At 52.3% G+C, this 24,797-nt stretch carries 25 protein-coding genes and 1 pseudogene; 8 read left to right on the plus strand and 18 right to left on the minus strand.

Annotated elements, in window-relative coordinates; genetic code table 11:
* Window positions 1-114 precede the first annotated feature (114 nt).
* On the minus strand, window positions 115-810 hold the full coding sequence (locus K3T82_RS39045; protein WP_220198912.1) for an HAD family hydrolase: 696 nt from the start codon (window positions 808-810) through the stop codon (window positions 115-117).
* A 152-nt stretch (window positions 811-962) separates the two neighbouring features.
* Between K3T82_RS39045 and K3T82_RS39050 the strand changes: the two genes are divergently transcribed.
* Window positions 963-1,724: a DeoR/GlpR family DNA-binding transcription regulator gene (locus K3T82_RS39050; RefSeq protein ID WP_220198913.1), complete on the plus strand. Its 762-nt coding sequence runs from the start codon at window positions 963-965 to the stop codon at window positions 1,722-1,724.
* A 440-nt stretch (window positions 1,725-2,164) separates the two neighbouring features.
* Here K3T82_RS39050 and K3T82_RS39055 read toward each other — a convergent pair whose 3' ends face one another.
* Window positions 2,165-2,692: a tetratricopeptide repeat protein gene (locus K3T82_RS39055; RefSeq protein WP_220198914.1), complete on the minus strand. Its 528-nt coding sequence runs from the start codon at window positions 2,690-2,692 to the stop codon at window positions 2,165-2,167.
* Window positions 2,693-2,815: 123 nt separating this feature from the next.
* Between K3T82_RS39055 and K3T82_RS39060 the strand changes: the two genes are divergently transcribed.
* The gene (locus K3T82_RS39060; protein ID WP_220198915.1) at window positions 2,816-4,522 is read left to right on the plus strand and encodes an IS1182 family transposase; all 1,707 of its coding nucleotides are present in this window, start codon (window positions 2,816-2,818) and stop codon (window positions 4,520-4,522) included.
* 355 nt (window positions 4,523-4,877) lie between these two features.
* Window positions 4,878-5,342 (plus strand): hypothetical protein, encoded by a 465-nt coding sequence (locus K3T82_RS39065; protein ID WP_220198916.1) that lies wholly within the window; start codon window positions 4,878-4,880, stop codon window positions 5,340-5,342.
* Between the two features lie 102 nt (window positions 5,343-5,444).
* Here K3T82_RS39065 and K3T82_RS49410 read toward each other — a convergent pair whose 3' ends face one another.
* The 4 genes from K3T82_RS49410 to K3T82_RS39080 form a co-directional block, all read right to left on the minus strand.
* On the minus strand, window positions 5,445-5,579 hold the full coding sequence (locus tag K3T82_RS49410; protein ID WP_268886721.1) for a hypothetical protein: 135 nt from the start codon (window positions 5,577-5,579) through the stop codon (window positions 5,445-5,447).
* Between the two features lie 27 nt (window positions 5,580-5,606).
* Window positions 5,607-7,481 (minus strand): tyrosinase family protein, encoded by a 1,875-nt coding sequence (locus K3T82_RS39070; protein WP_220198917.1) that lies wholly within the window; start codon window positions 7,479-7,481, stop codon window positions 5,607-5,609.
* Between the two features lie 557 nt (window positions 7,482-8,038).
* Window positions 8,039-9,400: an MFS transporter gene (locus K3T82_RS39075; RefSeq protein ID WP_220198918.1), complete on the minus strand. Its 1,362-nt coding sequence runs from the start codon at window positions 9,398-9,400 to the stop codon at window positions 8,039-8,041.
* 620 nt (window positions 9,401-10,020) lie between these two features.
* On the minus strand, window positions 10,021-10,197 hold the full coding sequence (locus tag K3T82_RS39080) for a TetR family transcriptional regulator (RefSeq protein ID WP_220198919.1): 177 nt from the start codon (window positions 10,195-10,197) through the stop codon (window positions 10,021-10,023).
* Between the two features lie 272 nt (window positions 10,198-10,469).
* Here K3T82_RS39080 and K3T82_RS39085 point away from each other — a divergent pair, with 272 nt between their 5' ends.
* Complete coding sequence (locus K3T82_RS39085) at window positions 10,470-11,366, plus strand: oxidoreductase (RefSeq protein ID WP_220198920.1); 897 nt, start codon at window positions 10,470-10,472, stop codon at window positions 11,364-11,366.
* A gap of 221 nt (window positions 11,367-11,587) precedes the next feature.
* Here K3T82_RS39085 and K3T82_RS39090 read toward each other — a convergent pair whose 3' ends face one another.
* Window positions 11,588-12,208, minus strand: a complete 621-nt coding sequence (locus tag K3T82_RS39090; protein ID WP_220198921.1) for an IS630 family transposase — start codon at window positions 12,206-12,208, stop codon at window positions 11,588-11,590.
* Window positions 12,209-12,316: 108 nt separating this feature from the next.
* On the opposite strand from K3T82_RS39090, the gene K3T82_RS39095 reads away from it, so the two are divergent.
* On the plus strand, window positions 12,317-13,447 hold the full coding sequence (locus tag K3T82_RS39095) for an RNA-guided endonuclease InsQ/TnpB family protein (RefSeq protein ID WP_220198922.1): 1,131 nt from the start codon (window positions 12,317-12,319) through the stop codon (window positions 13,445-13,447).
* Between the two features lie 52 nt (window positions 13,448-13,499).
* Here K3T82_RS39095 and K3T82_RS39100 read toward each other — a convergent pair whose 3' ends face one another.
* The 3 genes from K3T82_RS39100 to K3T82_RS39110 form a co-directional block, all read right to left on the minus strand.
* Window positions 13,500-13,877: a helix-turn-helix domain-containing protein gene (locus K3T82_RS39100; protein WP_220198923.1), complete on the minus strand. Its 378-nt coding sequence runs from the start codon at window positions 13,875-13,877 to the stop codon at window positions 13,500-13,502.
* 3 nt (window positions 13,878-13,880) lie between these two features.
* On the minus strand, window positions 13,881-14,057 hold the full coding sequence (locus K3T82_RS39105; protein WP_220198924.1) for a hypothetical protein: 177 nt from the start codon (window positions 14,055-14,057) through the stop codon (window positions 13,881-13,883).
* Between the two features lie 326 nt (window positions 14,058-14,383).
* On the minus strand, window positions 14,384-16,024 hold the full coding sequence (locus K3T82_RS39110) for an IS1634 family transposase (protein ID WP_220193725.1): 1,641 nt from the start codon (window positions 16,022-16,024) through the stop codon (window positions 14,384-14,386).
* 139 nt (window positions 16,025-16,163) lie between these two features.
* On the opposite strand from K3T82_RS39110, the gene K3T82_RS39115 reads away from it, so the two are divergent.
* A complete protein-coding gene (locus K3T82_RS39115) occupies window positions 16,164-16,652 on the plus strand; it encodes a hypothetical protein (protein WP_220198925.1) in 489 nt (162 codons plus the stop codon).
* A gap of 66 nt (window positions 16,653-16,718) precedes the next feature.
* Here the strand turns inward: K3T82_RS39115 and K3T82_RS49415 are convergent, their stop codons facing one another.
* From K3T82_RS49415 to K3T82_RS39130, 4 genes are all read right to left on the minus strand, one after another.
* Window positions 16,719-16,841 (minus strand): hypothetical protein, encoded by a 123-nt coding sequence (locus tag K3T82_RS49415; protein WP_268886722.1) that lies wholly within the window; start codon window positions 16,839-16,841, stop codon window positions 16,719-16,721.
* A gap of 63 nt (window positions 16,842-16,904) precedes the next feature.
* Window positions 16,905-17,696: a hypothetical protein gene (locus tag K3T82_RS39120; RefSeq protein ID WP_220198926.1), complete on the minus strand. Its 792-nt coding sequence runs from the start codon at window positions 17,694-17,696 to the stop codon at window positions 16,905-16,907.
* A 337-nt stretch (window positions 17,697-18,033) separates the two neighbouring features.
* Window positions 18,034-19,164: an RNA-guided endonuclease InsQ/TnpB family protein gene (locus K3T82_RS39125; RefSeq protein WP_220198927.1), complete on the minus strand. Its 1,131-nt coding sequence runs from the start codon at window positions 19,162-19,164 to the stop codon at window positions 18,034-18,036.
* Between the two features lie 348 nt (window positions 19,165-19,512).
* Window positions 19,513-20,160, minus strand: coding sequence for a hypothetical protein (locus K3T82_RS39130; protein WP_220198928.1), 648 nt, complete (start codon window positions 20,158-20,160; stop codon window positions 19,513-19,515).
* A 34-nt stretch (window positions 20,161-20,194) separates the two neighbouring features.
* On the opposite strand from K3T82_RS39130, the gene K3T82_RS39135 reads away from it, so the two are divergent.
* On the plus strand, window positions 20,195-20,479 hold the full coding sequence (locus K3T82_RS39135) for a hypothetical protein (RefSeq protein WP_220198929.1): 285 nt from the start codon (window positions 20,195-20,197) through the stop codon (window positions 20,477-20,479).
* 37 nt (window positions 20,480-20,516) lie between these two features.
* On the opposite strand, the gene K3T82_RS39140 is transcribed toward K3T82_RS39135, so the two are convergent.
* Together K3T82_RS39140 and K3T82_RS39145 are read right to left on the minus strand one after the other, a co-directional pair.
* The gene (locus tag K3T82_RS39140) at window positions 20,517-20,828 is read right to left on the minus strand and encodes a hypothetical protein (RefSeq protein WP_220198930.1); all 312 of its coding nucleotides are present in this window, start codon (window positions 20,826-20,828) and stop codon (window positions 20,517-20,519) included.
* Window positions 20,829-21,026: 198 nt separating this feature from the next.
* On the minus strand, window positions 21,027-22,163 hold the full coding sequence (locus tag K3T82_RS39145) for an RNA-guided endonuclease InsQ/TnpB family protein (protein ID WP_220198931.1): 1,137 nt from the start codon (window positions 22,161-22,163) through the stop codon (window positions 21,027-21,029).
* 279 nt (window positions 22,164-22,442) lie between these two features.
* Here K3T82_RS39145 and K3T82_RS39150 point away from each other — a divergent pair, with 279 nt between their 5' ends.
* The gene (locus K3T82_RS39150) at window positions 22,443-23,321 is read left to right on the plus strand and encodes a helix-turn-helix transcriptional regulator (protein WP_220198932.1); all 879 of its coding nucleotides are present in this window, start codon (window positions 22,443-22,445) and stop codon (window positions 23,319-23,321) included.
* Window positions 23,322-23,542: 221 nt separating this feature from the next.
* On the opposite strand, the gene K3T82_RS39155 is transcribed toward K3T82_RS39150, so the two are convergent.
* Window positions 23,543-23,743 carry a hypothetical protein gene (locus K3T82_RS39155; RefSeq protein ID WP_220198933.1) on the minus strand — a complete coding sequence of 67 codons (201 nt, stop codon included), beginning with the start codon at window positions 23,741-23,743 and terminating at the stop codon, window positions 23,543-23,545.
* 77 nt (window positions 23,744-23,820) lie between these two features.
* Window positions 23,821-24,761, minus strand: a pseudogene (locus tag K3T82_RS50505) (TIGR03619 family F420-dependent LLM class oxidoreductase).
* Between the last annotated feature and the right edge of the window lie 36 nt (window positions 24,762-24,797).

A 24,797-nucleotide genomic window follows, 5' to 3' on the forward strand; every position in this document is an offset into this window, starting at 1 on the left:
TTGACGAGAGGTCAGCATGCTACTATCCTATGGAGCATATGTTCTAGACACAAAGCGCCCTGCACAGGAGAGATGGGATGAGGATCAGTTTGTTTCTGTATAGATGATTGCTCATTAGAAAGCATGCAACTGGTCATATATTGTTCTTATTACCGTAATGGTTAAAGATGGCTTGGCTTGATCTGAAGCCTTCTGCTGATTCACGTGGAGTGCTGCCAGTGACGGCACACACACACGAGCGGCTTGTAATTCCGATGGCTGGTGAGTGGACGCAACCGCGATAGCAGTCGTATGAGCTTTGAGAGCGGCTTGAATTCCCGCTGGCGCATCCTCAAGCACAATACAACGCTGAGGTGGTACTCCTAACAGGCACGCAGCCTTCACATACCCTTCAGGATGAGGTTTGCCTTGAGTGACGTCCTCGGCGGTAATAAAGATCGATGGCAAAGGCAAGCCAACCGCACGTAAACGAGTAGTTGCAAGTGCGCGTGAGCCAGAGGTGACCACTGCCCATTGGGTAGGTGCTAAACCAGCCAAGAGACTCGCAGCCCCAGTGATGCTCATAAGCCCTTGTATATCTTCTATTTCAGCTTTTTCCATACGTCGAACCTCACCTTCAATGGCAAGGGTGGGTGCGACAGCACGCAGAGTATCGATAGTGCGTCTGCCATGGGCACGCGTGATAACTTCCTGCGCATCTAATCCATGTCGAATAGCCCATTGATACCACAACCTTTCTACGCAAGCTGTTGAATCCACAAGCACACCATCGAGATCGAATAAAATGGCATCGCAGTGAAAGCGTTGCATGGTTGCCAGACCTTCTTTCCATGTATGCTATACTATACATATTCAAGATAATATGTGCAATTTCGTGCAATGTCAAGGAGTTTTGTGTGAATATCTAGCCATAATTCGGCAATAATAGAGAAAAGCATGGAAAAACGAGCAAAGGTGAGAGAATGCTTACAGCGGAACGAAGGCAATATATTTTGCAGGTGCTCTCGCAAGAGGGAAAAGTAGTCGCTAAACGTGTGAGCGAAGAGCTTGGTATTTCGGAAGATACTATTCGACGTGATTTGCGTGAATTGGCAGCCGAGGGGGCACTTGAGCGTGTTCATGGTGGAGCACTCCCACGTCCACCAGTTTACGGGAGCTTCACGTTGCGTCAAACGCAAGCTCTAGCGAGAAAAGCGACTATCGCACGGGCCGCAATCCCCTTCGTGCGTAACGGGCACGTTCTGCTTCTGGATGGAGGTACAACTAATGTCCAGGTTGCCCAGCACCTTCCCCAAGACCTGCACGCGACGGTAGTGACCAACAATCCTCACGTTGCGGTAGCGTTAGAAGCGCATCACCCATATATTGACATCGTGCTCTTGGGAGGGAATATCCTCAAAGAAGCCATGGCTACACTTGGAACTGCCGCACTAGAAACCATTCGCATGATGCGTGTGGATATCTACTTTCTTGGGGTAGGCAGCTTACACCCCTCGGTGGGCATCAGCACCAATCATCTTGAAGAAGCGTACCTCAAGCGTGCCATGATCGCCAGCGCATCAGAGGTCATCGCCTTAACAGCACCAGAGAAATTGAATACGGCGTCTCCCTACATCGTAGGTCAGTTGAGTGAGCTTTCAGCAATCATTACAGAACAAAGCGTTCCAGATGACGTGCTAGAGCCATATCGTGCCTTAGATATTACCGTGATTAAAGCATCATAAACAAGAAGAGGTTGGTCACCTCTGCTCGCTCACGAAATTCGTATGCTTTTTGCTATGCTTGCTGGGCTTCAAATATTTTTCCAAACTTTTCAAGCTCATTTTCTTAGATCCGATGTTGCGTCCCGATAGATGAACGCGCTCGAATGGTGCATATTGAGCGAGCGAAGGGTGCTGTCATGCCGGCATGGTTGAGTGCAGGTAGTATCAATTTTCACGAATGTATGATATCGCGCCTGCGCCAGGTATTGCAGTAGGATATGTTTTACTCATATCTTTCACCTCTTGCACGACAGCGGTTGTCCTTAGCACGTGAGCTTACCGCTCGTGTTGAATGGCTTCGCAGTTGTGTGGTTCCTCTCGTGCAAGGACGGTTTATTCTCTTTCCTTGGGCTGGATCGCGTATCTATAAAACGCTTGCATTTCTTCTGGGGAGTAAAATGTCATTTTTCTGTCTGTCTCTGTTCCTGTGCAAGTTGCGTCGAGAGTCTCTGCGTCTCAATCGTTTTGGGATGAGCCTCTCCCAGAGCCTGTAAGCGAATGCCTAGAGCGCGTTGGGCAAGGGAGCGTGCTGTGTCCAGTTTGCCCTGCCTTTGAGAACAAATGGCTAGATCATGCAAGGTTTGCGCTGTTTCAGGATGGAGTGGACCCAGGTGTTGTTCTCGGATAGCGAGTGCTCGCTGGTAGAGCGGCTCCGCTTCCACTGACTTGCCCTGATCACGATAGAGGTTGGCAAGTCCAGCGAGAATTAAAGCCACTTCAGTGTGTTCAGAACCAAAACACTGTTCGTTAATTCGCAAGCCGTGTTGATAATGTCGTTGGGCCTCGTCATAGCGACCCTGCATGCGAAAAATTTCTGCGAGATTATAGAGTGTATAGGCGACAAGAGGATCGTCAGGACCAAGCGTTCGCTCCCAGATATGCAATGCGCGCAATAATAGTGGTTCTACTTTTTTGACACTCCCCGGCATGAATGACTCTGTTGGGAATTTTTGTTCAGACAACTCGTCAAGAAAGGGCAAAGGTGGTAAGGTAAGAAAAAAAGGATCATCTTCACACAAAGAAGGTGGAAGGTGAAATTCAGGAGCCTGTGTATGTCGATGCAACCCAGACCTCTTGATGAGGTTCCAGAAACAACCAGCCGAATTGCCCATCGATCTTTCCCCAAGGGAACCCTCGCGATGACCCTACGAGACGAATTAGGAAGCATCTTTACGGACGAGACCTTTGCTCACCTGTTTCCCAAGCGAGGACGACGAGCGGAAGCCCCTTGGCGTTTAGCAGTGGTCACGGTGTTACAAACCATTGAGCACCTGACGGATCGCCAAGCAGCTGAAGCGGTCCGGGCACGCATTGATTGGAAGTATGCTTTGAGCTTGCCTCTCGATGATGAAGGGTTCGATTTTTCCATTTTGAGTGATTTTCGTCAACGGCTCATCGATGCTCACGCCCAATCGCTTGTGCTCGAGCCCATCTTGACCATCAGCCGGGAACGTGGCTGGCTCAAAGCTGGAGGCAAGCAACGGACCGATTCAACTGCCGTGATTGCAGCTGTGCGGGCGCTCAATAGCCTCGAAAGTGTTGGCGAAAGCATGCGCGCTGCGCTCAATGATCTCGCACAGCTGCATCCCGAGTGGCTGGGCTCACATCTGGAGCCCAGTTGGTTCGATCGGTATGTCCACCGCTTTGAGATGACACGCTTTCCCAAGTCAGAGAGCAAGCAACAGGCGCTGCGTTGCCAAGTTGGAGAGGACGTCGCACGACTCTTCGAGTGTCTCGACCACCCAGAAACGCCTTCTACTCTGGGGCAACTCCCTTCTGTAAGGCGGCTTCGGCAGATCTTCGAGCAACATTACGAGCGGGGGCGCTCAGGGGTACGATGGCGAGATGGACCTGCAGTCACCAATGAGAATCGGATCGTTTCGCCCTACGATGAACAAGCACGCTCGTCACGCAAACGAGAATTGATCTGGTTGGGGTACAAAGTGCATCTGACAGAGACCTGCGACCAAGATCCACACGCGCCTCATCTGATTCTCCAGGTTCATACCGTCCCAGCGACTGTTCCTGACAGCCTGGCAGTGGAACCGATCCTGCAGGATCTGCGTGAACGCAAGATCGCTCCTGCGACCCTATTGGTAGACCAAGGCTACATGAGCGCTCCCTCTCTTGTCACGCAAGCCAAGCAAGGAACCCAGGTGATCGGCCCGCTGCGGGAATCAACCAGTTGGCAAGCCCAAGCAGGGAAGGGGTATGGGCTCTACGACTTTGAAGTGGATTGGCAGCACCAGCACGTCCGTTGTCCACAAGGGCACGTGAGCCAGCGATGGGGTCCTTTCCTTGACCGACACGGTACGGACAAGATTGAGGTTCGCTTTCCTCCCAAGATCTGTCAGGCGTGTGTGGCACGAGAGCATTGCACCACGGGAGTCAAAGGGCGCATTCTCAAATTGCTGCCCCGAGAAGCATATGATGCGCTAGAGAAGCGCCGAAAGGAGCAATACACTCCTGCTTTCCAAGAAGAATATGCTAGACGCGCCGGGATCGAAGGAACCATTTCACAAGCCATTCGTCGGACCAGGCTGCGACGGAGCCCCTATCGAGGGGAACGAAAGACGCATCTGCACCATGTGCAGATTGCGGCTGGGATCAATGTGGTACGCATCATTGCGCATCTTCAGGCGCAAGCTCAAAGCAAACATGCTCGTTTTGAGCGCCGAGCCGCCCCTTTGCTCGTCTCAAGGAGATGGCTCGACAGGAATGTTCAGATGTCTGAACAAAAATTCCCAACAGAGTCATAAATGACCGAGGCTTTCTCGCTCGGTTTTCTTGTAAATATAGTATAAAAGATATAAAATTGGCATGTAAAGCGAATGGGGCAAATTGACCTGAACGTGTCCGGTCGTTGTCTTGGCAAGAGACTACTTTAGTGGTATGCATAAGTTTTGAGCTGAAAGAAGGCGAAAGACATGAAAGAAGCCTATTCAACAGGTTTGAGAGAATAGGTGGTGCGCGCGGTCGCAGAGGCCCCCACGAGATGAAAGCATCTATTGGCATTGTACGGTGAGTGACACCGGAATGTACGCCTGTGGAGATCCTGTAAGACCTGGTAGATCCAGGCAGGTTGTTCGTTGAAGCAGGAACCCAACGCCAGATATGGCTTGTCCCTATTTGGGTCAGTTTCGGATAACGGTGTTTGGCTCCTGGCTCATTGCGAGGAGGCAACACGTTCAGGGGTCCAAACGCGAGATGGATCTGGGTCCAACGAGCGCTTCTGCCATGGGTGGCTGGCACCTTGAAGGGAGATGTCTCTTGGCAGGGCCAGCCACGGATCGCATCAAGCACATGGGTGGTTTCTCCTTGCCTCTCTTCGGCACGCCGATTTTGCATGCCTCGCACCAGAAAATGGGCGTGTGTTGCCTGAGAGGCCTCAAAAAACGCGAACAGGTCAGCAGTGCGATCGCCAACATGAATCACGAGACCTGGCTCAAAGTAGCCCAATCGTTTCACCAACCGTGCCCAGATATCGGTTTCCCGTTGGCTGTGTTGCCGTCGCTGGTCCCGTGTTTCCCCTTGGGGAGCCGAAGTACAGACAAAAGGCTCCTGCATGGCACAGCCTAGGACCTGCTCATTCTCAGCATGCACAGCCAGCACGGTTTGCAGGTACATTCCACGCCCCCGCTCATTGCCAACCTACCCCAGACCAGTGGTTTTGGGATGGCGTCATAAGTCAATCTGGGTCGTATCCTGCACGAGCAGATCGATGGATTGTCTCTCGAGGTCTTCGCGAGTCTGCTGCCAGTGAGGCTGCATGAGGGTCTCAAACGTCACATCATCTTCATCGAGCAAGCGGTACAAGGCGATCACATCCTTATCACACAGCCATTACTTCAGCGCCAGTGGTCCGGTGAACAAAGCCGGGCTGGCCTGAGTGGTGCCTTTGGCTGGCTGCTCAGGTGACCAGCTAAGGATATAATTGCTCTCCACCTTCGCCGTGGCATATCTGAGTCCTGCCAGTTTGTCAGGGGTGCGATACAGGCAGACGAGCCGCTGGACGAGCTGCGGAGGATCTGTCGGCTTTCGTTGCTCTACCCCTTCCCAGATAGCTAACCCAGGTCCATCATCAATGATGTGGTTGGGGAGAGCATTGCTGACCTCCCAGCTCAGTCCAGTGGCTGTGGCGATCAACTGCGTCCAATGGAGTTGATTTCCATCTGATCCTCTGCCTCCGCGATGGACACAATACAGGCGTTCCCTGAGGACAGCCAGGGCTGGTCTGGCGATACTATAACTGCCAGGAAACTGTTGGTCTTGTGTCCAGGTGACACCATCCGTCGTTGAGGACCACCAGAGGAAATCGTCGTGGTTTCTGGCTCCTGCGTGAACGCAATACAGCGTGTTATTGTAGACCGCTAAGGCTGCCCCGGAGTTACTATAATTGAGACCTGAACCATTGAGGGGGGTTGCCAGAGACCAGATCCCCTTCTGGTCGCGCGCCGTCACATAGAGTTGTTCGTCGCCGCCCGGGCCTCGATAAACGCAGTAGAGTTTCTCCTTAAACCAGGCCAGGCCCAACTCTCCAGCGCTTTTATAGCTTCCCTGACCATTGGTCTCAAAACTGCTTTTCGCCGTCCATGTCCCGCCTGCTACCTGGGTAGAGGTGAAAAGATCCTCATTGCCGTCTTCTCCGCGAAAGGCATTGATGGCCTCGCGTTTAGCATGAATATAGGCCAGAGCGGGACCAGCGTCACTGGAGGTATTGGTATTTTTCGTTGGAGCCGTCGTGGGCCACACAAACGCCTCTCCCTGCTTGAGCGATGTAGAGGTTGTATAAAAGAATTTATCATAATCAATGTATGGCGGTGGCGTGTCTGTGCCGCGAAAGGTAGCCGAGACCTGCTGCGGTTCCTCATACAAGTAGCTCAATTTGCTCAGATCAAGTACATCTTTCACATACATCTGACCGTCTTTCCCAAAGGTAGGAGGCATATACGTATTGCCGTCCATTCCCGGCGCCTGGACAGGGGATTTGGGAAACAGACGTTGCCATTGGGCCCAGAGACGATCGATATTGGCATGATGCAGCCAGAAGATAGGATCATTCACCGAGGTCTCAAAGAAACTCATATGACCGCTGTTGCTTGTCGTGGGATTTGTATTATTCAAGCCACCAACCCACGTATGCATGTATCCGTGTGGGCCAAATTCGATTTCTTCCCGAAAGCTATCATAGATGGAGGGGTCATAAGCAGGTCTGAAAGCAAAGAGCCGGCGAATATCCTCTTGAGTAGGATAGGTGCCGAAAGAGGGAGCAAGAGAGAGTCCGCGCAGCAATTGTTTGTCAAAACTCAGCGTTCCAACGGTTATAGGAACCGTTTCCCAGCCGTTAGCAACCGTAAAGGGACCATCCTTGACAGGAAATCCCGCTCCTCCCCACACATTTGCCTGCCACAAGGGTCCCCGGTTCGTGACCTTCCCCTTGCCATCGGTCTGACCTCTATCATCGGTCCAGTCCCAGTAGGGAAGGCCAAAGTCTAGATTCAACTGCTGCTCAAAGCGCCACAAGAATGCTCGATGCCAAGGGAGGAACAGGGGCTGCCCGTGAACCAGATCCACAACACTCTTGTCGCTATGTGTCTCCACATACGTATCGTAATCCTTCGTTGCTTTGAGGCCTTTGATTGCTTGAATAAGCTTGTCAATTTGCGTGGAGGTGAGCGAATAAATGTTCCGACGAATTTTTATCTTCGCCTGCGTCATACAATATTCCTCGTTTTCTCTCTCATTAAAAGTAAAAATGGGGAAGTGTATCGAATATCATTAAGTATATCATAACCCCAACCAGACACTCTATAAATGTTATCATGAGATGAATTTCATTTTCAGTTATCTCTGTACCAATCTTGATCTGTATGCAATCACATATTGCGTATGGAGAGACGCGAACAGTTGTCCACACGTTTCTTTGCCTAAGAAACGCAACCCAATGCATGCCTCTAAAAGTGTCCCCCTTTTGCTTTCCTTTACCCTTGTTCCAGAAGCGCTGTCGCCTCTTTGTACTCAGACACGCCTCATCCAGTACCAATTCATGGGGTAGCGGACGGACATATCCTCGCACCTCGGCGCTCTGCTGACTGGCTGTGGTCTCAAGGACCATCTCGAGCACTCATATTGTTTTCCTCCCATCTGAGTCGGAATGTCGAGGAGCGTCCGTGGAAACGTCCCTCACCCCGCGCCGATTTTCTCAAGTTGGCTGGGGTGAGGGGATATTGTGGGTCTGGCGCTTTTGTGTTACAAGATCTCCTGCCAAGATCTCTTCACTCTGTGCCTGGGTGGTGATCTGCCTTCCTGTTCATCTGAGTACGCTCATGAAGTGTTCTGAACTGGCAAGAGGCGTGCAGTCCTGCCACAAAGATGAGAACCCCAGCTCCGATATGAAGCAGGTTGATCGCGTTCAGTTCGCCTGTGGGCAGATGGACGACGACCCCTTGCAGCAGCGTACTACCCACAAACCCGCTGAGGAACGTGGCGAGCAATGATGAGAGGGTCGTGATGGTTCCCAAGGTGGAGAAGACGCGGCCCACCATCTGCTCTGGCGTGGCAAAGAGGACCAGGGGTCCAACCAGCACCTCTGCCTGCATCGTGGCAATGCCAATGAGCGTGAAACCCACCAGGTCAATGATCGCCTGATTCGGGACGGTTGAGACGACGACCATCACCCCAGCAAAGAGAAGCGCGCGAGCATAGACACTGGTTGCTCCAAATTTCCCCGCCGCACGATCAACGAGCAAGGTCCCCAGGATGCCCCCAATGGCTGGTACAGCGCTGAAGAGGCCAAACAGGCTCACGGGCACATGCGTATTCTGGGTGATGTAGAAGAAGGCCAGGACGCTCACAATGCCCCATCCAAAGGCAAACAGGCTCTCGGTAAGCAGAAGCGTGCGGAGCTGGAGCTGGCCCCCGATGAAGCGCAACCCCTCGCGCAGTTCCGTCAGGACGCGCCGCAGTGATGTGGGGTGGGCTGACGCGCGCCTTTCTGCTGCAGCAGAGACGCGCATGCGCCCGACCAACACCCAGGAACAGGCAAACGAAGCAGCATTCAAGGCAATCGCCCACCCGGCTCCCAATGAGACGTAGCAGATGCCGGCACAGGTAGACCCGATAGCCCAGCTGAACACGCCAGCCCCGACGGTCAGCGCCGAAGCGCGGGTCAGCTGCTCCTCTGGGACTACCTCTTTGAGGATCGCCTTGGTCGCCGGAGTGAAGAACTGACTCAGACCACTAACGGCTGCCACCACAAGATACATGATAGTGAGCTTGACAGCGAGTGGCAGTGGGAGCGGGAGACTTATTGGCAAAAGGGAGCACACCAGCACCGCCCGCAGTGCATCCATGATGCGCATCGTCCGTTGTTTGGGCCAGCGGTCCACAAACACGCCAGCGAATGGGCCAATCAGGAGGGCCGGGAGTGCGGCTGCCAGCACCACGCCGCTGACAGCAAGGGGAGCCGTGCTCTGGTTCTCAAGCAGCGTCCCGACCCATAAGATGAGCATCATCGTGAACAGCACATCGCCAATCAGCGAGATCGTCCCACCAAGCCACAACAAAGTATAGTTACGATTGATGAGCAGTGCGCGCTTTGGGAAGGCGCGCAGGCGTTTGGAAAAGTGGGGAAACATAGAAATCCTTTCACACGCGACATCCGCGTTGAGATGCGAAATTGGTTCAAGCGTATCTCAAGAGGGGTGCGGTGCGAAAAAGAGGAAGAGAGATCCGGGCAGGGGAAACAATGGGGAGAGCTTGCCTCTCCGCTTACTCCTCGATTCGCGCCGCATGCGGCGCGAACACACCGACAGAGTGAGCAAGGGTGTGTATAGGGCAGGTTGGGGAGAGGTGAAGTAGTTTCATCATGGCTGCATTACGATCCTTGTTGTTAGCTATTTGAAAAGGTGCTTGGAGCTTAGCACAGAATGTTCCCATCTGTCAAATGTCATTCCACAGAGGCACTGGCCTGTCTTGATCTAGCTATGCGCACTCAACATCATCTCGGCGCGACACTACATGTCTGGTTATAGATCTTCAGGGTCTCAGGCCACAGACTATTTTTTGCACATATAGAATGACACAGATGGGATAGGTTTGTAGTGCGTCTCTCTGCTGTTTGTCATTATGGAAGTATCTCTCACACATGCCCTGCTCCATTGATCTTCCCATTCTACACTCGACGCACACTTTTCTGTGGGTACCCCTTAAGTGACATTCAACAAACCACATGGTTGGCCAGTAATACGTCCTATCCTCAGATAGTCAATTGATCGAGAGCGTCCTGGATCAATGAGGAAAGAGAAAGATGATTGGCTGCTTCTTCAAAGATCTTGACCACCAGATAGTATTTATCCTGATAATGGCGGTAAAACGTGGCTCGGTTGATCATGGCTCGTTTGACAATATCACCCACGGTGATGGCACCGAACACTTTCTTTGTAATTAGTTCAACATCGCTTCTTGCAAGAATTTATGTGTGCGCTGGATTCGCAAGTCTGCCCGCACTTCGTGCGACATTTTTCCCTCCGTGTTGCATACATAACAAAAGAAAAGTATTGATGCTTGCCCCGTGGTACTGTCCAGACTACACTATCTATTGTAACAAGTTGTTGCGAAGACAACAAGTTGTCGCTACAAAAGATCAGAATACAGGGTAGCTATACCATCGAACCCCATACTCTACATCTACTGGAGGAATTTCTCATGAGTACTTTCAGTGTCGTTGACATTCCTAATATGGCTGGCAAGACGGTGATCGTGACAGGCGCCAGCAGCGGTATAGGGCTGGCTACGGCACATGCGCTGGCATGTGTCGGCGCACGAGTCGTGTTCGCGGTGCGCAATATCGAAAAGGGCAGTGCAGCTGCGGCTGCTACAGCAGGCGTGACCGAGGTCCGCGAACTCAACCTCGCCAGCCTGGACTCTGTGCGGGCGTTCGCCGCCAATTGGGATGGCAGGATCGACTTGCTGATCAACAACGCGGGTGTGGGTGGACCGGAGCTTTCCCGCACCGCTGATGGATTCGAGATGCAATTCGGTACCAACCATCTCGGTCACTTCGCCCTGACGAACCTGCTTCTTGAGCACATCACCGGACGGGTCGTGACTGTTGCCTCGCAGGCTGAGCGGGCTGGTCGCATCGACTTTGACGACCTCAACTGGGAGCGCAAACCCTACCAGTCGTTTGGCGCTTACGGGCAATCGAAACTGGCGAACTTGCTGTTCACTGCGGAATTGCAGCGTCGGCTGAGCGCCGCAGGATCGGGAGTGCTGGCAACTGCGGCACACCCCGGCTACGTCGCAACGAACATCTATAGCCATGCTGGTCACCCTCCGTCCGGTCTGTCCGCAATCATGATCCGGCTGTTGGCGCAGGACGCCAATATGGGCGCGCTGCCTACCTTGTACGCCGCTGTCGCCGACATCCCCGGCAACAGCTTCGCCGGGCCCCGCCATTTCGCACACATGCGCGGCGCCCCTATGCTCATTGGACGCTCCGCTAGCGCGCAGGACGCCGATCTGGCGCGGCGCCTCTGGACTATTTCCGAGCAACTCACCGGGATCCACTACCCACTCCAACCTATCCTTGAGCGGGCCTGACTCTGTAGCGGGCCGATGCTGAAAACACGAGTCAAAAGACTGGTTTATTCACCTCTCATGAGAGTGGCCCAGGATATGTATACAATGCTATCGCAAGGAGGATACGCATGACTGAGATACAAGATCTGAAGCATCCCATGCTCAAGCAGCGGAGGGGGCAGGGATCCGGCCCACGCTTCCAGCCCTTCCCATATCAGTGGGACGGTTAGCTCTAAGTACAGTCAAGCCACTTTTTGGGCATTGGAGCCGATCACTGACAGGATCTTCTCTGGGCACAGATTGTAGCGATCAAAGAAACCTTGAGCGGCGGCAAGCAGTGCCCGTTTCGTTTCAAACAACTTACAATGGGTGACTTCCCGGCAAAAATGCCGCCAGAGCATTTCAATCGGATTGAGCCATGGACTGTAGGTTAGGAGAGACAAGAGAACGAGGCGTCCTGCCGCCGCTCGTACAACGGCCTCCACCTCATCATACTCATGTGTGGTGGCATTATCCCAAGCGACATAGATGGTTCCTTTCAGATGCTTCTCTACAAGCTCTTCCAACAGCTGGGCAATTTCTTGACGCCGCTTGTGTCGCCGAAAAAGGACCACTGTTTCTCCTGTATGATAGTTGACCGCTCCAATGCCATAGTATTTGTCTGGCTGCCCTGGAGTAGGGATCATCACCTGCTGACCTTTGGGACTCCACATGGAGCGCAGTGTCGGGAACCAACTCAGATTAAACTCATCTGCATAAAAAATACGTCCTCCTCCTTTAGCCCGTCTCGCGCTTCTTCGATCGTCTTTTTTTACCAGATAATCGAGATCGGGGCTATAGTTAGTTTTGTATTTTCTAGACATATGTAGTTAAATATGTTCAAATATACCAACTTGCCTCTACCTTCTTGCAAAAGTGATGGTTTTCTGGTCTATTTGTTCTACTTTGGATGCAGAGGAGGCGGAAAACAGATGGCACGTGGGTATCGGGTCGAACTGGACCTCAACAACACCCAACAGACGCTGTGCCGCAAACATGCCGGAGCCGCTCGTTGGGCGTACAACTATGGCTTGCGACGTAAGCAAGCCTGCTACAAGGCAGGTCAGCCCACCCCAAGCGCCATTGATCTGCATCGCGAGATCAATGCCTTGAAGCACAGTGAGATTCCTTGGGCGTATGAGGTCAGCAAATGCGCCTTCCAGGAGGCGCTCCGCGATCTGGATCAGGCCTTCAAGCACTTTTTTCGCAAGTGCCGGCTCAAGAAAGAGGGCACATGGAAAGGCACGTGTGGCTATCCTCACTTCAAAAGCCGCAAGAAAGCCATCGGTGGCGCTCGCTTCACCGGGAGCATTCGGGTGTTTCCTGATGCCATCCAGTTGCCTCGTTTGGGAATGCTCCGGCTCAAAGAGCACGGCTATTTCCCTCTCAACAGCAAGATCAGCAGTGCCACCATCCATGAGCAAGCAGGCAGATGGTTTGTTTCCATCTGTGTGCATGAGGAAAAGGAAGCATCCCAACCAGCCACAGGCGAAGCCATTGGCGTTGACCTGGGGGTAAGAATGCTGGCAACGCTTTCTGATGGGCGGACCTTTGAGAATCCCAAGGCGTTGCGCAAGAAGATCACCGCCCTCAAGCGAGCCTCTCGACGTCACAGTCGCAAGCACAAAGGGAGCGCCAATCGCCAGAAAGCGCGCATGCGACTTGCCCGGATGCACGCTCGTATCGCCCATGTTCGTCAAGACGCCTTGCACCAAGCGACCGCACAGATCGTGGCGAGATCCAAGCCCAATCAAGAGAGGCCGCGTGTGATCGTCTTAGAGGATTTACATATTGCAGGCATGCTCAAGAACCGCAGGTTAGCCCGAGCCATTGCTGATGTGGGGATGTACGAGTTCAAGCGGCAGATCCTCTACAAAGCAGAGCAAGCAGGGGTGAAGGTGGTCCTGGCTTCCCGCTGGGAACCCTCTTCAAAAACGTGTTCGTGTTGTGGCTGGGTCAATGAGGCGCTGACGCTCTCTGATCGGGTCTTTGCCTGCCTAGAGTGTGGAAGTGTCCTAGATCGAGACTCTAACGCCGCCAGGAATTTGGTGGCATTGGCCTGATGAAAACGGCGTACCGCAAGTTCTGCGGGAAGTGACGCCTGTGGAGCAGGTGTTAGACGAGCGAAAGGCTTGCTCTCTGCATTGAAGCAGGAACCGAACGCGAAATATGGCTCGTCCATGTTTGGGTCAGTTTCGGAGAACGGCTACTCACTTTGTGTTGCGGGCGGGAGAGGACAATTTCACCATCCTTGAGCAACTGGCGAATTGTCTCATCTGAGACACGGATTCCTGTTTGCTCTGCCATATAATCAGCCAATCGTTGTAGGGTCCACATGGAATATGGCTGCCCTAAACCACGAGGGCGCTGTCGTACCACCTGGAGCAACTGTTCTGTATACGCTTTGGTGACTTTGGGGGGAGCCCCTGGCATTGGTCGATCTTTCAACCCCTCAATTCCTTCGGCCAGATAGCGCTTGAACCAATTACGCACTGCCTAGTCATTTTCACGCACAATCTTTACAATGGCTGGGGCCATCAATCGTTGTTCTGCTGCTAAAAGGATCATTTGAGCTCGAGTGCGTTGCCGCACATCTCGCGTCGTTCGGTATAAATTCTCTAAGGCTTCCAACTCTTCTGCTGTTGGGGTCGGTATCTCCAGTGGTTTTCGCATGGCTCCCTCCATCTCCCAACAGTCTACCTCATTTCCCAAAACATTGCTTGACTGTACTTAGTTGAGTCAGAGGGGTGTGGCAAGCTTTTTTGCGTCATTCTGAAAAGACGAGTGCAGAGCATCACACGATATGATGGGTAGTCAATCAAATAGAGCAAAAACTGGGACAGGAATATGCACCTCACATCGATGCGCGAAGGGGCCTCCTTTCAGCAGTGAACTGATAGGACAAGCTCACTTCGATATGATGCGAGCTCTATGTTGATGAGAGCAAAACAGAAGAAGTTTTTCAGTTTTTCTTCCCATATACCCCACATTCCGCAGTTTTAATCTGAAAAAAAATAGAATTGTTGAGAGGCAGGCCCCAATAAAGAAAGGATCTGATGATGCAATGGTTGCAAGCGGAGGACAAGCGATTGCGTGGTGGCTGCGGTGCGGATGTGCAACAATTCAACGCCTTCAAAGCATTGGAAGACCCAGCGCATCGTCGGTCGAGCCGTGGGCTTGTTGACTTGATTGGGGATAGTTTGCCCAGTTGCCTCTAATTGCTCACGCAAGCGATGTTCCGCCAGACGGTACACCAACAAGGCAAGCACCATGATCAAGCTCAGGGCCACGATGCGTTCTGGCTTTTTCACAAAAACCGAGGACGCCAGGAACAAGGGATCTTTCAGGAACCGGAAGCCCCGTTCGACGCTTCCCTGTTCCAGATACAGGTTGATCAACGCATCGTTGGATATCTCGGCTTCATCCACCACATTGCTGGCAATGACAAAGCAGGCTTTGCGCTGGGCGAAGGCCAACAGTTTGCTTTCGTTGAGGAGAACCTGGGGCGTGACACTCCAACGCACCCCGCTTGGCTGCGCATTGCGTGCAGGACGGCCTCGTCCTTCAAAAACCGCCTGGCTCTTCAGTTCCATCGAGGCATCCAGCCACTGCGGCAGCCCTTTGAGACTTTGTTCCCAGGCCTGTTGCGCATCCTCTCGGCAGGCAAATGCCTTCGTGCTCACATGCCACACCTTCTTGCTCCACATTTCCAGTTGCTTGTCGGCCTGCTTGCGCGCCGTCTGCAACGCTCGCTTGATCCCAGCATCACTGCGAACGATGATCCACCGCTCAGGCCCCTGAGGCAGATCCATGTGCTGCACGACCAGGTGACGAATTCCATCGGCACTGGGTTGCCACGCCTCCTCGTCTTGCATCACGGCGGCTTTGGCTTCTTTGCTCGTTTCGGGGACGCGACTGACCCACCGTACCCCAGTTTGATTGAGCTGGCGCATGTTCTCTGCACTGTAGAGGCCACTATCGGCCACGTAGAGCGGGTTTTCCTCGGGTTCTGTCTCTTGCAATTGGGCATGCAGGTCGGCAATCACCTTGATCAGGCTCTCTTTATCGCTGCGGTTGCCCGAAAGCGGCTGCAAAAAGAGCGGAATATCCCCTTGATGGGTGGTCGCCAGAGCCAGCATCCACTGTTTGAGATCTTCGCGATGATCGCGCGAGTAGCCATAGGTGACTGCAATGACGTGCTCATGTTCCTGCTCGGTTTCATAGGCTCCATTCACCGAAAACGAGGTCGTATCCACATGCACGTGCTGGGCTGTTATCCCAAAACGTTGCCGGGCCTGATGGGCAATGCCAGCGAACACCGTGGTCACATCGTGCTCATAGAGCCAATCAAGGGTACGTCCCAGGCAATCATCATTGAGCATGTCCGCGCTGATGCCGGCTCCCAAGAGGTGCGCGACCGGTTTATTTTCGAAGAATTGTGGCACCAGATAGAGCTGACGATTGGCAAAGCCCAATCCATTGAGAATCATGGCGACAGTGGAGGTCCCGTAACTCACTGCGCGCTGTTGGTTGGGTTCCAAGGCATCCAACCACTGCGCCAAGCCCAATTCCTGGCACACGCCCGCCACAATGCCCAAATGGTCCAAACGTTCGTTCTGGTAATCCTCAGCTCGTTGCATGCTTTTTCTACTCCTTGCGCGTTCTGAGATTACCTTATCCAATTTCAGTTTTCCTGTCAATTACCCTGCGGAATGTGGGATATACTAGGGCTATCTATGTAATAGCAACTCCCTGTGGAAGTAAATAGGAGAGAACCAGATGACAGATGAATATACTCATGCACAAGAGAAGGCACTTCCGCCTCAGCCAAACCCTGCACTCAAATCCCTTGAAGGGTTGGTTGGCGATTGGGCAATGGAACTTGCCAATGCATCTTTTCTTCCTCATCCATCCGATACAGTAAAAGGATCAATCTCTTTCGAATGGGTGCAGAATGGAGCTTTTTTGCTCATGTGCATGGGCGACAAACTCGCAAGCGCACCCGCAGCCCTCTGGTTCATCGGCCGAGATGAATCAGTCCCAAACTATACCGTGCTCTACTATGACTCGCGAAGCGTTTCGAGGATCTATGAGATGAGCTTCTTGGAAGGGGTGTGGAAGATGTGGAGAGAAGCCCCAGGATTCTGGCAGCGCTATGAAGGCACAGTACACCAGAACGGCAAAACTATCACTGCCTCTTGGGAGAAATCACATGATGGCTCCACGTGGGAGCACGACTTCGATGTAACGTATACGAAGCTCAGCTAGACAATCTTCGTATGATGAGCCTTCCTCATCTTGTTAAAAATTATAGAATGAGGGAGGCTGATACGTTTATCGTCTCAGGTGGACAAAATGTTGCAAGGTTTGCCCATTTTGACGAAGTTCCAGCAGGAACGTGGGGGTGCGGATGGTGGGTGCTTGTGTGTGGTTGCTTGCAGCCTGACGCTTCATCATCCCATCTCTCCTGTGCATTGCGCTTTGTATTTAGATCATATGTTCTATAGAACAGCAGTATGGTCACATCTCGTCAAGTGCTCCGACATCCGCTGGTGCGAGGATCCGCCCCTCCCCTGCGCCTTTCAAGGAACGGCGATGCATCCCTGCCATCCATGAGCAGGGCTTTCTCGCTCGGATTCTTGTAATGTTGCCTTCGTCTCTTGTCTTGCGGCGAAGTTCCTCAAGCTGCTGCTCCGCTACCTGGTAGATTGGACTCATTGGGTCAAGTTCGTTGAGAGCTTTCTCGGCTCTCGTCAGGGCTGCTCGTAGTTGTTCTGATTTCCATTCAGACACGCCGTTGGCCTCCTGCTGGACTACTACTTTTCCCCACTTTTCTGTGTCTCGTTCCCGCCCTAGTCCAACCATGGAAAACTCATCAAACCAGCTAGTTGGGCTGCTTGCCTGGACTCCCAGGTATCGCAAGGCCGTATTGATGGCTCCTATGCCGTCTTCTTGGAGAGCCAGGATGATCTGCCTTTGCTGCCAGACGATAGCACTCTGGCCTCCAGCATCTGCAAAGAATTCAGCTTCTACATAGGCCACAGGGCCTATCACTGAGAGTTGACACGCGAGATCAGCGACGATATCAGCCATCGCCCCCAAATGGGAAGGCAGCCCCCTCGTTTTTTCTCTTCTTCCCAACGAAGTCTCTGCTCTGCCAAAGAGTGGCCCGAAGTTCTGTAGTAAATGCTCTGGTGAATGGGAGCATCTGTAGCCCGCAATGCAGTTGAACCACTTGCGCAACAGGATAGAGCGGCGGAACGATGGTAAGCGCGTCATTTCCGAGAAATGCATTGAGCGAGTAGGCCTCACGTTCTCCTTTTCTGGTGCTCCTTGAGGGAGGCTGTACTGCCTACAAGTGGGCATTAGAAGATACTACCCCATAGTCTTGTCTAAATGCGAGCCCAATCCTTCCAATTTCTGTGCCATTTCTCGCATTTGTTCTCGTTCTGTTCTTCCCGATTCCGTGGCGTGATTCAGCACCAGGAACAGGAGCAACCGTTTGTATCCCGTTCTCCGAAACTTACTCAGATATGGACAAGCCATACACAGTGTTCGGTTCCTGCTTCAATGCAGAGAGCAAGCCTTTCGCTCGTCTTACACCTGCTCCACAGGCGTCACTTCCCGCAGAACTTGCGGTACGCCGTTTTCATTGTGCCAACGCTGCTAAGTTTCTTGCGGCGTTGGCATCTCGATCCTGCACATTCTCACACTCCATGCAGACAAAGACCCGATCCGAAAGCGTCAGTGTTTCATTGATCCAGCCACAACAGGAACAGGTTTTTGAGGAGGGTTCCCAGCGCGATGCCAGCAGCACCTTCACCCCTGCCTGTTCGGCTTTGTAGAGCATCTGCCGCTTGAACTCGTACATGCCCACATCAGCAATGGCGCGAGCCAACCGGCGGTTCTTGAGCATGCCTGCAATGTGTAAATCCTCGAGCACAATCACACGCGGCCGCTCTTGATCAGGTTTGGTTCTCGCCACGATCTGGGCCGTCGCTTGGTGTAAAGCATTGTTGCGCACATTGGCGATCCGGGCATGCATCCGCGAGAGGCGCTGTTTGGTTTTCTGGCGATTGCGTGATCCTTTGGCCTTGCGGCTATGACGTCGTGAAGCTCGCTTGAGTGCCGTGATCTTCTTGCGCAACGCCTTGGGGTTCTCGAAGGTGCGTCCATCAGAGAGGGTCGCCAGGGTTTTCACGCCAAGATCAACCCCAATGACGTTACCTCTGGCTGGCTGGGGGTCTTTCGCTTCCTCGTGCACACAGATCGAGACATACCACCTGTCTGCTTGCTCATGGATGGTCGCACTGCTAATCTTGCCACCCAGAGGGAAATAGCCGTGCTCTTTGAGTCGGAGCACCCCCAAACGAGGCAACTGGATGGCACCGGCAGACACCCGAATGGTTCCGGTGAAGCGTGCTCCACCGATGGCTTTCTTCCGGCTTTTGAATCGTGGGTAGCCACATTTCCCTTTCCACATCCCCTCTTTCTTGAGCCGACATTTGCGGAAGAAGTGTTTGAAGGCCTGGTCCAGATCGCGGAGTCCTTCCTGAAAGGCGCACTTGCTGACCTCGTATGTCCATGGGAGAGAGGGTTTGAGGGCATTAATCTCGCGATGCAGATCGATGGCGGTGGGTGATTTCTCTCCTGCCTTGTAGGCCTCTTGTTTGCGGCGAAGACCAAAGTTGTACGCCCAGCGAGCCGCCCCGGCATGTTTGCGGCAGAGTGTCTTTTGTCGATTATTGAGATCAAGTTCTCCCCGATACCCACGGATCATCGGTTGCTCTTCCTCCTCGGTGCTGAGAGTAGAACAAACATACCAGATTACCACGGCTTTGGCAAGAGGGGAGATACATGTCCTTATTTGTCACTTTCTGTCTAGAGAATAGAAAACTAACTATATGCCTTTGGACCTTGGAGCTGAAGATACCACGGGTTGCGCAGCGAGATGCGCATGTGGATGGAGTGGCTCCATTGGCTCGTGCAATACTCAGGATTTTTTTGACAAGGGATCAGAAATATCTTTGCTTTATGGAAACGAGCAATAAAAGGCACTCTCAAGGGCTCTTTTGCGACTGTATTTGCTTTCTTATGAGTATTCAATTGAGTAAGTCAAGATAAGACACTAATGTATGACGACAGCGGCATTCTGCTTGATTGAGAATTTTGCGGCTTCGTAGAGATGCATACAGCCACCAGTTCCAGTCACGGACCAGGGATTTTCTGCGAGCAGAGGATACCAATGGAGCATCTGGCTTTTGAGTGGTGAGAAGGGAATGCTTGTTTCCTTCTCGGTCAGATCTAACCTCTGCTCTATCAGGAGAACGAGAGGATCGCGCTCACTCGTGTTGGTTGCATATTCAATATCATCATAGATACCCAGGAGTTTTGCGAGCAGGCGGCATTCCGCAAATAATTGATAGGAAGAGCCAAGAGGGCGGTCAGCAAATGCAAGAACGTCCTCAAAGAGGAGAGGGAGGTAGATGGCATCTTCTATGCTGAGTGTGGCGAGATGAGGGAGGGGCAAACTGGTTTTGTCTTCAATATCCCAGACAATGTCCTTGAATGCACGCAACTCTGTTTTTGCACTGCGATGAAACCCTGGCCCTCCATCAGCAAGGGATCGTGGTTCATGATGTACAGAAAGTCCGATTGAGCGCAGGAAGGTATTGATGGCATGAAATTCCTGCTCATAGTGAGCATAAAAGCCATAGGGGTCATCTTCATCATCTGCACGGTCTATAAATATCCCAACGTCAAGATCAATGCTCATTGTTTCCTCCTTTTAGCACTAGGTGCAAGCATATGTGCTGACGCCCATTGCCTTGCGTCTGTTGGTCATTCGACACACGGCACAGCAGGCGGGAGACATCCCAGCGACCGACGTGGTTTCGCAAAATGCCATTCAGGTCTCACCTTTCTGGAGAAACGGCATCGCAGCATCACCACTGCTCAAGAAGTGTGGCACGCTTTTGCGCGCCCTCGACCGCAAAAGCGATGGTCCCCTGGTTGGCAGACCTTATGGAAAGGATGGATGCGCGTTATGGATGTCTTGGAGGGCGTTCATCTTGCCACGCATCCATCCTTCATGATTTGTGTGTAAGTGTCAGTGCTTGAGCACGGGGAGCTTCAGTTGCGCCCCGGCAACATGCGTTTATAAAATTCGGGATTCTTCACCCACACCTGCGTATGCACAAGAGCGATTACAAGCATGCCCAGTGCGGCAGAGATAAAGGCAGAGAGGACATAATTCTGTATCCAGGCAAAATACCATAAGATTCCACCAAGCAGAAACATCGCCCATCCCTCAATAGCGTTCACCACTGATGAGCTCCCAAACGGCGATGGATGCTCTTGGCCTGTCACTCCTGTCAGATAGTGGGGAATCCCATTTGCTCCAAAGAGACCACCAAAGAAACCCAGAATGATAGTTAGCAGCATAGCGTTTCCTTCTTTTTCAACTACTCATTGAGTAGCTCGTTTATTGTAAACACACGGCATCATTACCCGATGTGATAAAATCATGCCAGAGTTTCTCTATTGGAACAAGGAGTCAATATATTCTGGTATAGCAACTACCAGGATAGGATTTGAGTCAGTCAGATACCCCATAGCTAAAGCAAGGGGCTTGTCCCTAAGCTAGATCACTTGAGACGAGAGGCCGTCTGACTGCGACCCACCAGCCAAAGATGTACCAAGGCTGGCAAGGTGTTTCTCTCGGATATTGCGAGCGGCATTGAGGTCAGCATGCACGCTGAGCCCGCATGCGCGACAGAGGAAAAGGCTTTGAGAACGACGATTGTTGCGCGCCTGATGCCCACAACGAGAGCAGGTTTGACTGGTGTGGCGAGGGTCCACCTTCACCACCTCAATCCCTTTCTCTTGCGCCTTGTATGAGAGAAAGGAGTGAAACTGTGCAAAGCTCCACGAATGGAGACGGCGCTGTCCCTCTCCCTTGCGCAGGCGAGCACGCGAACGGATATGCGTCAAGTTCTCAAGCACGATGGTCGAACCAGCAGTGGCATGCTCGACGATGCGTTTGGAGAGGACATGGTCATGGTCTTTGCGTTGCCGAAACAGTTTGCCAGAGAGCTTGCGCAGGTGGCGCTTCGCACTCTTGGTGCCTTTGGCTTGCAGTTTGCGACGGAGGCGGAAGAGACGGCGCTCTTGCTCTTTCCAGCGTCGTTCTCCCAGGAAGTGGCGATGGGAAGTGACAGCAGGGTGATTGAGGCCAAGATCGACACCAATCACGTCATCAGAAGAGAGAACAAGAGGATCTGGGAGACGTACGACGACGTGCAGGGTGTATGTCCCTTTGCGGGAGCACAGATCAGCACTGCACACCGTCCCACCGATGTACTTCTGGGCCTGTTTGGGAACCGTGAAGGAGAGGTGCACACGCCCTTCAACAGTGGCGAGGCTACAGGTGTGCGAGTTCCATTTGACCCAGTAGGAGCGTTGGTCATAGCGGATAGGACAGAGACGAGAGCGAGGAGCGCTCGCTTTGCGCCCCTTCTTGAGACGATCAAGCGCACTCTTGACGGCTTCGGTGGCTTTGACGCGGGCGGCACACACCAGTTGCGCAGGCAGGTGGGGATACTGCGCACGCAGATCATAGTAGGTGCGCTTGTGCAACTCAATCCCATTGCAGCACCCAGAGGTAAAGCCCTCATCGGCCACGGCATTGAAGCAAGCAGTATGCTCCTGCACCGTTTGCTGCAAGTGTTTGGCTTGCTCATGGGTTGGTTGAAGCTGTAAAACAAGTGTTCTATCCATACGGATACTCTCTCATAGAGAGCGTGTTTTGTCAATTGGTGTGGGAGAAGAGTCTCCCCACGCCCCCAAAAAGGAACGCCTCTTTCCTCCCCATGCCTAGAAGGGCTGTCTTTTACCCACATCTTCCACTCAGGTTCGGTGGAGCAGCTCAGGAGGCCAACTCCTCTGTTGAGTGTTCCACAAACACATGGAGCGTGATTGGCTTGCGAAGCCCCTCCAAAAAGATGTGGGTAAGAATCAGGCCTAGAAGGGCAGGGGTATCCAGAGGCGGAGGTTTTGATGAATGAACATGAACGACGTACAGAACTGGCTCAATTTTTACGATCTCGTCGTGAGCGCCTAGCTCCCTGGCAAGTGGGTTTACAGCCTGGAACGCGCCGCAGAACCCCTGGACTTCGCAGGGAAGAACTGGCAATGGTCGCAGGAGTCGGAACAACCTGGTACACATGGCTTGAACAAGGCAGAGACATTGCGGTCTCAGAACAAGTTCTGGATAGTCTGGCATGTGCATTACAATTAGATGCTTCTGAACGAGCACATCTCTTTATCCTCGCACGCCAACAGTTACCAGTCAGACCGCTGCCTCTAACACAAACCATTGATGCTTCACTTCAGCTCATTCTCGATGCAATGGGGAGCTACCCAGCTCTGGTTCTCAATCCCCGCTGGGATATCATTGCCTGGAATCAGTTAGCATGTCATGTATTCGCAGATTTTGACAAGATGGCCATCCATGAACGCCATATCCTCTGGTTTCTCTTTACCAATTCAGAGCATCAGAATATGTCCGTCGATTGGGAAAAGTCTGCCCAACAAATGCTCGCCCTCTTCCGTGCTAGCACACAACGCTATATCGGCGAAGCGTGGTTAAACGAACTGATTACCGATCTCAAACAAGCGAGCCCTTCCTTTCGCGAGTGGTGGTCACATCACAATGTTCAGGAGGTACAAACTGAGCATAAATATCTCAAACATCCCCTGGTTGGTCTACTGACGCTCCAAGCGAAAACGTTTCAGGTTGCGGACCAACCAGATCTACAAATGATAATTTATATTCCCGTTGAAGGAACAGAGACGGCAACCAGATTAATCGCCCTCTCCCAAATGTCTTTCCCACAGAGCGCCTCTGCTTCTTCTAATTGTTTCCCCTCTTGGTGATAGAGTATCGCTAAACCAAGTAAGGGCTGACTGAGCTCTGGAAAGTTGGGCCCCCAACCATTTCATAGATGGCGAGCGCTCGTTTGTTCAGTTCCTCGACCTGCTGGAACTTTTTTTGTTGCATAGCGGTATCCGCCAGACTCGAATGTTTTTACCATCGTATTCGTCGACATTCCACCCTTACTTACCTCGCGTCCAGTGGAATTTGAACAACTGATGCGTTAGACTCCCAGTTTCTTCCCTCCCAAAAAGTCCGGGAAGCCCATGTCCATGTTTGGGGAAATTTCGTAGAACGGTGTCAGCCCAGGACCACGATGTAAGAAAACACGTTGCTCCGCTGATGCCACGATCACAACTGACCAGAGTCGTTGGGTACCGCTGGTTTGAGTTGGCTCAGCAACTCCTCCCAGATCGGTTCCCAAGCTTCTTGCTTTTGCGTTTTCCTGATACATTTACAGGAAACGAGCGAGAAAGCCCCCGTGATTTATCCGGGGGAGTGTCAAGCATGTACAAGAGACTGTAAGCGTGCAAGACTCTCGATGTAATCATCTAGATTGGAAGTGACATACTCATCCATATCGGGATCGACCATTTCGCTAAAGAAGATCTGCTCAACATTTAACTTGCGCACGCGGTCCAGATCACGTGCGATTTGATCTGGAGAGCCACCAAGGAAAGGTCGGCGATTTTCAGGCAGAGGAGAGGTGGTGATCAATCCGTTCACACGAACATAAATCTTGAGTATGGATGGATCGCGTCCAAATTCTTGTGCATACGAGCGGAATGTACGAATCACTTCTTCCAACTCCTCGAAGCTCGTTGGAATTGGATTGAATCCATCAGCTATACGCGCAGCACGCTTCAGAGCAGCAGTGGAGAATCCCCCATGATAATAGGGATTCCTCCTTTTTGAATAGGTTTGGGGTCAATGAGGGAAGGTGGAATGGTATAGAACTCTCCCCTGAACTGGATCGGATCAGGTCCCCAGGCTGCACGCATGGCAGCAATGAATTCTTCTGAGCCACGCCCCCGATATTTGCGTGTGACGTTTGACGTGATAAACTCCTGTTCCATCCATCCCTGACCCAGACCCGCAATGGCTCGCCCATTACTGAACTGATCAAGCGTCGCAAAGCGGCGCGCAAGGACAACCGGTGAATGAAACGGCGTGTTGATGATACTGGTACCCAGTTTGATATGCTCAGTTTTAGCTGCAACATAAGAGAGAGTTTCAATAGGCTCAAACGCTATACGATAATATCTATCCAGAGGCCCGGTCTCACCTTTGCCAACATAATCAACCTCCGCGAGAGGATACAGCAAGCGCTCATATGTCCAGAGTCCTTTGTAACCCAGGCGCTCAGCTTCCTGAGCGACGCGCACAATAGCCTCACGTGAGACAAAATGACCAGATGTAGGTAATGCAATTCCAAGTTCCATAATACCTCCTTACAACAGAGCAATAGATGAACCTCT

The sequence above is a fragment of the Ktedonospora formicarum genome (assembly GCF_016587355.1).
In the GTDB taxonomy this organism is placed as follows: Bacteria; Chloroflexota; Ktedonobacteria; order Ktedonobacterales; family Ktedonobacteraceae; genus Ktedonobacter; species Ktedonobacter formicarum.